At 39.4% G+C, this 7,683-nt stretch carries 8 protein-coding genes; 4 read left to right on the top strand and 4 right to left on the bottom strand.

Annotated features, from left to right (window positions below; translation table 11 throughout):
• Window positions 1-7 precede the first annotated feature (7 nt).
• Window positions 8-1,201, bottom strand: a complete 1,194-nt coding sequence (locus FTU36_RS11810; protein WP_180118015.1) for a restriction endonuclease subunit S — start codon at window positions 1,199-1,201, stop codon at window positions 8-10.
• Window positions 1,198-2,745 carry a class I SAM-dependent DNA methyltransferase gene (locus FTU36_RS11815; protein ID WP_180118017.1) on the bottom strand — a complete coding sequence of 516 codons (1,548 nt, stop codon included), beginning with the start codon at window positions 2,743-2,745 and terminating at the stop codon, window positions 1,198-1,200. Before FTU36_RS11815 ends, FTU36_RS11810 begins: the two co-directional genes overlap by 4 nt.
• A 690-nt stretch (window positions 2,746-3,435) precedes the next feature.
• Between FTU36_RS11815 and FTU36_RS11820 the strand changes: the two genes are divergently transcribed.
• Window positions 3,436-4,095 (top strand): hypothetical protein, encoded by a 660-nt coding sequence (locus tag FTU36_RS11820; RefSeq protein ID WP_180118019.1) that lies wholly within the window; start codon window positions 3,436-3,438, stop codon window positions 4,093-4,095.
• Between the two features lie 59 nt (window positions 4,096-4,154).
• Here FTU36_RS11820 and FTU36_RS11825 read toward each other — a convergent pair whose 3' ends face one another.
• The gene (locus FTU36_RS11825) at window positions 4,155-4,592 is read right to left on the bottom strand and encodes a hypothetical protein (protein ID WP_180118021.1); all 438 of its coding nucleotides are present in this window, start codon (window positions 4,590-4,592) and stop codon (window positions 4,155-4,157) included.
• 119 nt (window positions 4,593-4,711) lie between these two features.
• Between FTU36_RS11825 and FTU36_RS11830 the strand changes: the two genes are divergently transcribed.
• The 3 genes from FTU36_RS11830 (at window position 4,712) to FTU36_RS11840 (ending at window position 7,323) form a co-directional block, all read left to right on the top strand.
• A complete protein-coding gene (locus FTU36_RS11830) occupies window positions 4,712-5,332 on the top strand; it encodes an SOS response-associated peptidase (protein WP_180118031.1) in 621 nt (206 codons plus the stop codon).
• 83 nt (window positions 5,333-5,415) lie between these two features.
• Entirely contained in the window at window positions 5,416-5,997 is a 582-nt protein-coding gene (locus FTU36_RS11835; protein WP_180073948.1) for a LexA family transcriptional regulator, read from the top strand.
• Between the two features lie 30 nt (window positions 5,998-6,027).
• On the top strand, window positions 6,028-7,323 hold the full coding sequence (locus FTU36_RS11840; protein WP_180118023.1) for a Y-family DNA polymerase: 1,296 nt from the start codon (window positions 6,028-6,030) through the stop codon (window positions 7,321-7,323).
• 267 nt (window positions 7,324-7,590) lie between these two features.
• Here FTU36_RS11840 and FTU36_RS11845 read toward each other — a convergent pair.
• On the bottom strand, window positions 7,591-7,683 hold a 93-nt coding region (locus tag FTU36_RS11845; RefSeq protein ID WP_141192749.1), incomplete at its 5' end, for a transposase domain-containing protein.

The raw sequence follows: 7,683 nt of genomic DNA on the forward strand, positions 1-7,683 counted from the left end.
CTCATTGTTATGCGGTTGTTTCTGTTTGGTATTGGACTCTGACTTCACCACTCATGAGCTTTGGTAGAAGCGTGTCTCTTAGGTTTTCTAGTGTTTGGATTTGCTTTGTATTCCTTTGAATTTTTCCAAATAAGTCTTTAGCTTGGAATTCAAATCGTTTGATCATGACTAAATCGGAAGGTAATAGCACTGCAATTTCTTTAATATCAGATTGTCTGATCAAAGGTTGTGTGCTTCCTACATTATAGTCTTGGTAATTTACAGCTTTTAGATGGAAGTACGTGAAGTAAAAGTATTCAATATCTCGAAAGACCAATGTATTGTCCGACAACCAAACAGGTTGCCCTTCAACTATTGAAACTTTACCTAAAGTTCCTACCCTACCTGTATAAATAAGGAATTCCTCAAACATGACTTGATCTGTACGTCCTATTACACCATTGGCACCTAAAACAGGTATCAAGCCATTATCCCTAAATTGTTCACGCTTCAAACCTTTTCCGCTAGAAATTGTGAAAAGACTACCTAAAGAAACTTCTTCCCAATCCTCTTTCGCTTCTTCAATAAACCATTGACGAAACAGTGTTTCAGCCATGGCTTCCAAGGTCTTGTTCTGACGATGCAATAAGTCAATCTTGTCATCTAATGATGAAAGGACTGAGGCTATGGCTTTTTGTTCAGGGAGAGGTGGAAGAGGTATTAGCAGATTCTTAACTACTCCTAAGTTAATTAAAGGAACTGAAGAACCTGTATTCCGCTGTTCAATAACCTCTTGCATCAAATCGCTTGCTAACCAATAGTAAGCAAATTGAGGAGTCACCTTGTCCTGATTAAGCCTTAGTCGAATCTGCTTATTTGAAATAATGTAGCGAGGATAATTTTGCTTATGTGAAAGCAGACCAATTTGCCCAAGTGTTCCTACAGCAGTAAAAATGATGTCTTCTGCTTGAGCCCATGTACCCAGTTCATCTGCCTTTTCAGGACTTACAAATACAAATCCATTATCTTTGAATCTTGTAAATACATCTAAAGATAGATTATTCCCTCTAATTACAGGAACACCTGTAGGTGTGAAATACTTTGCACTAATGTTTGATCCGAATGGTCCTGATATGAGCGCTTTCTTTTCATCTGATTTTATTTGATCTAATGCCACGACTTCCCAATTGTTTGGCACATTTAATCCATAGATCGAACTCATACAACCACCTTAGCCATGTTCTCAGCAATGGCTTGATTCAGCTTAGCTTCCTCTGCAAGCTGTGCCTCAAACTCTGCTTTTAGGCTTGTAAAGCGTTCCTTAAAGTCAAACTCATCTTCATCATCTGCTAAACCAACATAACGACCTGGTGTTAGTACATAATCAAGCTCAGCCACTTTCTCAAGCGGCACAGATGCACAGAAGCCAGCAACGTCTTTATACTCACCGTCTTTATTACGCCAATTGTGGTAAGTGTCTGTGATCAGCTTAATGTCTTCATCAGACAACACCTTGGTTCTGCGGTTAATAAGATGACCTAGGTTACGAGCATCAATGAATAGGATCTCATTGCTACGATCTTTATACTTGGTTGAACCAACACGGTCACGACGCATGAACCATAAAGCAGCAGGAATCTGTGTATTCAGGAATAGTTTGGCAGGTAGATTCACAATACAGTCAATGACATTGGCATCGTTTACCAAGGCTTTGCGAATCTCACCTTCACCACTTGTCTTAGAGGTTAGTGCACCTTTTGCAAGGACTACACCTGCCTGACCTTTAGGACTCATGTGATACAAGAAATGTTGCATCCAAGCGAAGTTGGCATTACCTGCAGGTGGTGTACCCAATGACCAACGAGCATCACCAACTAACTGTTCACCACTCCAATCAGAAACGTTGAATGGTGGGTTTGCAATGATATAGTCCGCTTTCAGGTCTTTGTGCGCATCGTTGAGGAATGAACCCTCAGAGTTCCATTTCACATGCTCTGAGTTAATGCCACGAATGGCTAGGTTCATCTTAGCGAGTCGCCATGTAGTTTGATTACTCTCTTGACCATAGATTGAGATGTCATCGACTAAGCCTTGATGAGACTCTACGAATTTCTCAGACTGTACGAACATACCACCTGAACCACAGCAAGGATCGAATACACGTCCTTTGTATGGCTCTAACATTTGAACCAATAAACCAACAATAGACTTAGGTGTGTAGAACTGCCCACCCTGTTTACCTTCAGCTAATGCAAACTCACCAAGGAAGTACTCGAATACATGCCCTAACACGTCGGCAGAGCGAGATTTCGCATCGCCTAGTGCAATGTTACCAATAAGATCAATCAGCTCGCCTAGGCTCGTAGGATCGAGATTCTGACGTGCATAGACTTTAGGTAGAACACCTTTCAACTGAGGGTTGTCATTCTCAATGGCTTCCATTGCATCATCGACAATCTTACCAATGGTCGGTTGCTTTGCTTGGTTTAAGAGGTATGACCAACGTGCATTCTCAGGAACAAAGAATACATTGTATGCAGTGTATTCATCACGGTCTTCTGGATCAGCTCCTGCAAACTCACCTTCTCCTTCTACGAGAAGATTGTAGTGAGCTTCAAAGGTATCAGAGATGTACTTCAAGAAGATCAAACCAAGAGCAATATGTTTGTACTCTGCAGCATCAATGTTCTTACGAAGCTTATCTGCTGCTTTCCACAGTACAACCTCTAACGGTTCTTGTTTGGTTTGCTTTGGAGCACGAGCCATGTTGAATCCTGATTACATAATTAGTGTTTTGTTATGGTTTTGAATAGTAACGAATAATGAGTACGTACGTAAGAGGATAAAGACATGATTTGTCGCATATCACATTATCCTTTTTTACTGTTATGCACTTAGCTTAAGTTTACAACCCTCCTCCTTCGTCCTCCGTGCTTCGCACTATGGACTTGAAGGCGGTTGTAAACTTAACCGAGTAATGGGGACCATACTATTAACATTCCTTAGGGAGAAGTGTAGGCCTTTCATCTACGTCCCCATAACGAGGAAGAAGTACGCAGTACTTATGACGAAGGTTAATGGGGAAAGTAGATGAAAGGTCATAGACATCATATAGGTTGGCCATAGAACCAACTTAACTCTCACAAGTGATCATCATATAGTCAGTTCATCTCAAAGCTGTACACCAACACACCAAACTCTCCCCAAAACTATAGGCATGCTATAGATTAGAGAATTACCCTTATAGCATATAGATAGTAATGGTTCGGGAGCTTCGCTCTCTGAAACGGTAGTTTATTAGAGACTCTTTCGTCCTCTATATATACTTATGCCGTTCATCCATACAATATTATCAAACACTTAGGTAAGTTTTCTGTATCTAAATAAGCACTTTCACATACCAGATAAGTGCGTCACAGGTACTTACCATGCTGTTGTGCTATACCGAGGTAAACAATGTCAATTGATGCAAGCCAGCTCACAGATACTTTAAAAACTGATTTAGTTTCACTTGAAGGTGGTGAAACTCTACAAATGACCAAGCTAAAAAACCAGCAATACAGGACTGCTCCGTATTTTTGTATTGGTCGAAAAGGATATACATCCTTTTATGATCATTCTATTAAAGAGAGAAAGTTCACAGAAGGTCTTGATGTTACAAGTATCTTCCTACAACTCAAACCAACAACATTAGCATTTTTTTGGAAATTGGTTTCATTAAGAGATTCACGCACAAATATCGTAAATCTAGCTGTTCATGATTTTAATGAAACTGATAAGAATAGATTGAAAAAATGCAGGTCTGAATTAAAGGAACATCAGTTAGTTTGCGATATAAAGCGCGGTTATCTACTCATCAATCCTAAAGCCATCATCCCTGAATACTCACATTATGATTCTGTAGAGTTACGTTGGAATCAATTGAAAATGGATTTACACTCCGTTGAAAGCAAGATTCAGAATCAAAGTAACTCTAAATCAGTGGAACAATTAGAAACACTGAAATTAAGCCTCCCAACTGCAGGAATGATGACCACTCCAATTGAATTTGATGACGAAGAAGATGAAATCACACAAACTCCACCAAAGAATTTGAAGCGCACGTTAACTTTCTAACTTCAACTATATTGGTGATTCATTTAGGTAATTGCATCTTCAAATCAGCAATGTTCAATTCAAGCAAAAATTCCTTTTGGAGGTTTTGATGGCATTAATTTACTTTCCTCAAATGAATTTCTGGTTTGTGTAGGTGTATTAGTGGATTGACTTTCGTCATCAAGAGCAAAAGGATTGCGACGTTTTATAGGGTGACTTTGAGTTGATACTTCATGTTGCTCTGAATTCGCATCCTTATTTTGAATTAATGGCTTTTGCTCTAATGCAAATTGATTCACATTTGGTATTCCTGGCTGAGCAGTTGATTTTAAGTCATGATTTGCGCTGTCTTTGGTAATAGATTTGGAGACAACAATCTGGATTTCCTTAGGTAATTGAGTTGTAAATTCAATGTCCTTGTTTTCTAAATCCAAACCATTATTTTGAATGTATTGTTTAACAGCTTCTTGAATTTCAGCTTCTGTTAATGTAACTGTTGTAATTGTTGAAATGTCCATGCGGGCAACTCCTTTAACGATAAATGAATGAGCTTCAAAGACTCACTCTCACCGCACGGAGTGCGGCATTACACTCAATGAAACTATTGGCTTCTATGATGAGCAAAACTGGGGTTTTCATGTGTGCTAATTTCCGCCCTATAAGACCAAATCAAGCGAAGCTACTTAACCTACCAGAACCTATGAATTTGGTTTTCAGTGATGACCTCTACCCGTTAAGTGATAGCCCTCTCATCTTTGCAGGTAAAGAAGGAATCGAATGGAGATCCGTTAAGTTTGGATTGATACCAAAGTGGGCCAAGGACATGAAAATAGGTCGTATGACTTACAATGCTCGTACTGAGACAGTACATGAAAAGCCAAGTTTCAGGAATGCTTGGTATCGAAGTCAGTTCGCACTCATCCCAGTTCAAACAATTTATGAACCTAAATATGTCAATGGCAAAGCCCAAAGATGGGGCATATACAGAGATGATGGCTTACCTTTTATGGTAGCAGCCATATATGAAAATATCCTCCTAAATGGGCAACAGGTACGCTCCATGTCCATGCTTACCATCAATGCAGAAGAGCACTCATTGATGTCTCATTTCCATAAACCAGAAGATGAAAAACGCTCGATTATCGTTATACCAAATGAACTTAGAGATGACTGGCTTCACTGTAATTTTGAAGATGCTCCACAATTTTTTAAGCTCATGAATCCTAAAGAATTCACTTCATCACACATGCCAAGGTAACTACCACTCATCAGATCAAGCTTGTATGAATCAAACTACATAATCTAACATTTGATTATGTAACTTTTTCAAGTGAGGGTCTTATGACTAGTAATCATGGTGGCAGTCGACAAGGATCAGGGCGCAAAGCCTTATATGAAGAACCAACTAAAGTCATCCGAGTACCCGAATCTAAAGTTATTGAAATAAAGCATTTCCTCGCTGAAAACAAGAAACCTATCTTTAACGATGTAGCATCCATTACTCAGGTTGACCCAACTACATTTATGCGAATTCCGCTCGCTTCTGAAAAAGTTTCTGCTGGCTTTCCTTCCCCTGCTCAAGACTATATTGAACAAACGCTCGATATGAATGAGCACCTCATCAAAAATGAAGCAGCAACATTCGTCGTAACTGTTTCCTCGCAATCAATGCTAGGTGCTGGTATCGACATTAATGATGAACTTGTAGTAGATCGTAGCCTAGAAGCTAAACACGAAGACATCGTAGTCGTATGGATTGATAATGAATTTACTGTCAAACGGCTAATGATCGAAGAAGGCAAAAACCGTTGGCTTAAAGCTGAAAATCCAGATTATCCAAACATCCATTTTCATGATGGGCAGGAAGTAGTTGTGTGGGGAGTTGTTACCTTCGTATTAAAGTCATTCAAAAAGCATAAGTAATACAGAACCTTTTCATTTTGGTTTCATCACATGAATCGTAAACATCGAATCTATGCTTTAGTAGACATCAATAACTGCTATGTCAGTTGTGAAAGAGTCTTTAGACCTAGCTTGAATGGAAGACCTGTTATTGTCTTATCAAACAATGATGGTTGTGCTGTTGCACGTTCTCAAGAAGCTAAAGATTTAGGCATCAAAATGGGTGTCCAACTCTTTCAAATTAAGGACATCGTAGAGAAGCACCAAGTCGTAGTGCTATCAAGCAACTATGCACTTTATGCAGAGATGTCGCGCAGGTTTATGAAGATACTCTCTGATTTTGTTACACCGCAAGAACAAGAGATCTACTCCATTGATGAATGCTTTCTCGATCTCACAGCTTATGCTGCAAACTATGACCTCACAGAGTATGCCTTACAAATTCTACAACGTTTACTTAAATGGCTTGGTTTACCGGCTTGCATTGGTATAGGCCGCTCCAAAACAGAAGCCAAGATAGCCAACCATATTGCTAAGAAAAATGCTTACCTTAATGGTGTATGTAATCTGGTTTCAATGGACCCTTGCTCTACTGAAGCTCTCTACAGCCGCATTGATGTAAGTGAAATTTGGGGAGTTGGTAGAAAACATACAAAGAAGCTGAATAGCTTAGGCATTCACTCTGTACTTGATTTTGTTATGGCTTCCCCTCTCATGATCAAAGACCAATTTTCAATAGTAATGCACAGAACAATTCTAGAATTGCATGGCTTATCATGCATTGAATTGGAGCATACACCTGAAGCAAAGAAACAGATCATAGCTAGTCGTTCCTTTGGACAACGTGTATATCACATTGATGATCTTAAAGAAGCGATGACCTTTTATGTTCAAGATGCAGTACATCGTTTAAGAGATGACGGATTGTTATGTGGCTGTCTAATTGGTTTCGTTCAATCTAATCCATTCGATACATCAAAACCCTTCTACAATAAGTCTTTATCACTTCCATTACCTGAACCAACAGATAACGTCTTAGTGCTTTCTAAGCTCGCCACTGCAATGATAGATGGACTGTTTACCAAAGATATTGCATACAAGAAGTGTGGCGTTATCCTTACATGCTTAGAGCCTAAGAGCAGCCACTCCTTTGATATCTTCACTGATATGAAAACCATTGCATTAAGTGATAGCTTGATGGATTCTCTCGAAGCCATTCATACAAAATATGGGAAGAAGAAGCTGGGCCTTGGAGCAAGTATGCTACCTAATAGAACATGGAATATGGCACGCGATAGACTGACCCAGAACTACTTCCAATGGGATCAACTACTTGTTGTTAAATAAACCGATATTGCATTGGATTGTGCAGTTGCTCATCTCAAGTGTCTCACATTGATATCTAATGAATGCTAACTGTCTCAGCCTGAGATAGTTAGAGCAATAATTGGTATCACACTGAGACCTATTCATAGCAATGTGTCTAACATTGGCTTTCCTAATATGTAAAGGGGGTGGCAGGTGGACTGTCCAACCTTGTGTTAAACAAGTCAAAGATAGGACATCAACCAAAACAATTCATTGTAAGCGTCCGCTGAACCCCATGCCTATTTTTTAATTTGAGTTGGATTTCCAGCGATGTGGCAGTAATTCTTCAATCTGAGTCACTTTATGTGTCGGCAACCTTTTCAGCACATCACTTAAATA

Origin of the sequence: Acinetobacter sp. YH12096, assembly GCF_013419215.1 — a bacterium.
Classification (GTDB): domain Bacteria; phylum Pseudomonadota; class Gammaproteobacteria; order Pseudomonadales; family Moraxellaceae; genus Acinetobacter; species Acinetobacter amyesii.